The following is a 2,496-nucleotide window of genomic DNA, read 5'->3' as shown; positions in this document are numbered from 1 at the left end:
GTCCGTCCGGCCCACCAGCCCGCACCCCTCGATTGCGCGAGCCACGCGCACTCGTCGCTGACCGGCCCCCACGTCGTTGCCGAGACCGTGGGGGCCGATCGCGTACCGCGTCCCGGATGCGAAGGCGGGGCGGCGGAGGTCCGTCAGCGGCGCTCAGCGCCGGCGGTGGGTGAAGAGCGCCCGGTAGTCCGAGCCGTCACGGAACCAGGCCAGCCCGGCGGGGCCGGCCGCGTAGAGCGCGGTGGCGTAGGCGTCGGCGACCGCGAGGTCCGGTCCCACCACAGTGGCCGAGACGAGCTGATCGGCCGGTTCGCCGGTGTGCGGGTCGACCACGTGTCCCTGTCGCCCGGTCACCCCGGAGGTGCCCACCGCACCGGCCGTCATCTCCAGCACCAGCGGCGCTCGCCGGGCGTCCGTCGGGTGGTGCACGGCGACCCGCCACGGGCCGCCGTGCGCGGCGTGCCCGCGTACGGTGAGGTCGGCGCCGCTGAGCACGGCGTAGTCGTGCACGCCGGCGGCGCGCAGCCGGGCCGCGGCCCGTTCCACCGCCCAGCCGCCGAGCAGGCCGCCCGGGTCGAAGCCACCGGGCACCGCCCAGGCGTCGAACCATCCGTCGGTGGCCGCCCGCATCGCGGCGCAGCGGTCCACCAGGTCGGCCAGCGGGGGGTACGACTCGGGGCTGATCTCGCCCCGCCGCAGCCTCGACACCAGGCTGTCCGGCCGGTTCGGCCCGTAGGTGAGGTCGATGGCGCGCAGTTCGGCGACCGCGTCCCGCAGCGCCTCGCCCACCCCGCGCCGGCCGAGCCACTCGGGGGCGTTGAGCAGCAGCGAGTACTCGGCGGTGGAGGTGCGGACGGTGTGCTCGACGCTGATCCGGTCGGCGGCGCCGCCGACCCGGTCGAGCCGGTGGCTGCGGGTGCCGAGGCGCAGGTCGGGGCGGCTGCTGCCGAAGGCCGACTGGTCGATCCACCGGGTCCGGGGCTGCTCGTCCGTCCAAGCCGCCCGTCGCTGCTCGTCGATCCGCATCGCACCTGCCCCCTAGCTGGCGACGCCACAGCGCCGCGGCGAAGCCGGTCCCGGGCCCGCGTCGACCCGCTCGTCTGCGACCCTAAGGGCTGGAGTTGACCGCCCCATGAGTGCTACCTGGGAGCATCCTGAGTGTTCCGGTGTCCCGGATGTTGGAAGGTGCGTACCGGGAACCGGGACGGCGACGTACCGTTGCGCCAGAACGACGAGGTGAGGAGCGCCAGGTGGCACGGATCGCGGTGGTGGCCGGGGACGGCATCGGACCCGAGGTGGTCGGGCAGGCCCGCAAGGTCATCGACGCCGTGCTCCCCGGGGTGGAGGCCACCGAGTACGACCTCGGCGCGGCCCGCTACCACCGCACCGGTGAGGTGCTGCCCGACTCGGTCCTCGACGAGCTGGCCGGGCACGACGCCATCCTGCTCGGCGCGGTCGGCGACCCGACCGTGCCGCCGGGCGTGCTGGAACGCGGCCTGCTGCTCAAACTCCGGTTCGCCTTCGACCAGTACGTCAACCTGCGCCCGTCCCGGCTGTGGCCGGGCGTGCCCGGGCCGCTGGCCGCGGTCAAGCCGGGCGAGGTCGACCTGGTCGTGGTGCGCGAGGGGACCGAGGGCCTGTACGCCGGCGCCGGCGGCTCGCTGCACCGGGACACCCCGGCCGAGGTGGCCACCGAGGAGAGCCTGAACACCCGGCACGGGGTGGAGCGGGTGATCCGGGACGCCTTCGCCCGGGCCCGCCGCCGCGAGCGGCGCAAGGTGACCCTGGTGCACAAGACCAACGTGCTGACCCACGCCGGCTCGCTGTGGGCGCGCGCCTTCGAGGCGGTCGCCGCCGAGCACCCCGACGTGGCCACCGAGTACCAGCACGTCGACGCCGCCGCGATGTTCCTGGTGACCAACCCCCAGCGGTACGACGTGGTGGTCACCGACAACCTCTTCGGCGACATCCTCACCGACATCGCCGCCGCGGTGACCGGCGGCATCGGGCTGGCCGCCAGCGGCTGCATCAACCCGGAGGGGCGCTACCCGTCGATGTTCGAGCCGGTGCACGGCTCCGCGCCGGACATCGCTGGCCGGGGCGTCGCCGACCCGGTCGCCGCGGTGCTCTCCGCCGCGCTCCTGCTCGACCAGCTCGGGCACGCCGACGCCGCCGCCCGGGTCACCGCCGCCGTCGCCGCCGAGCTGTCCGGCCGTACGCCGGGGGCCCCGCTGCGCACCGAGGAGGTCGGCGACCGGCTCGCCGGGTACGCCGTAGCCTGACCCGGGCCCGTTCGCGGCCCGGGTACGGGCCGCCGGACCCGTGCCCAGGGACCGCGCCGCCGGCCGGCCGTAGCGCCATCCGGTGGTCTCGATGCGTCGGGGCGGAGCTATCCGCTGAACGACCGTTCGGGGTAAGTTTCTGGCACCAGTGACGTCGGCGTGCGATAGCGCATGCCGTGGACCCGCAGGGAGGTCAGCGCGATGAGCGGTGGTG

General features: G+C 75.3%; 2 protein-coding genes. One reads left to right on the top strand and one right to left on the bottom strand.

Going from position 1 to position 2,496, the window contains the following annotated elements:
- Positions 1–153 precede the first annotated feature (153 nt).
- Positions 154–1,026 (bottom strand): FAD:protein FMN transferase, encoded by an 873-nt coding sequence (locus tag ONA70_RS35895; RefSeq protein ID WP_265010921.1) that lies wholly within the window; start codon positions 1,024–1,026, stop codon positions 154–156.
- A gap of 224 nt (positions 1,027–1,250) precedes the next feature.
- Between ONA70_RS35895 and ONA70_RS35890 the strand changes: the two genes are divergently transcribed.
- A complete protein-coding gene (locus tag ONA70_RS35890) occupies positions 1,251–2,282 on the top strand; it encodes a 3-isopropylmalate dehydrogenase (RefSeq protein ID WP_265010920.1) in 1,032 nt (343 codons plus the stop codon).
- The last annotated feature ends 214 nt before the right edge of the window (positions 2,283–2,496 follow it).

Origin of the sequence: Micromonospora yasonensis, from assembly GCF_026013475.1 — a bacterium.
Classification (GTDB): domain Bacteria; phylum Actinomycetota; class Actinomycetes; order Mycobacteriales; family Micromonosporaceae; genus Micromonospora; species Micromonospora yasonensis.
The sequence above is the reverse complement of the archived record's forward strand: the minus strand, read 5'-3'. Positions and strand labels throughout refer to the sequence as shown.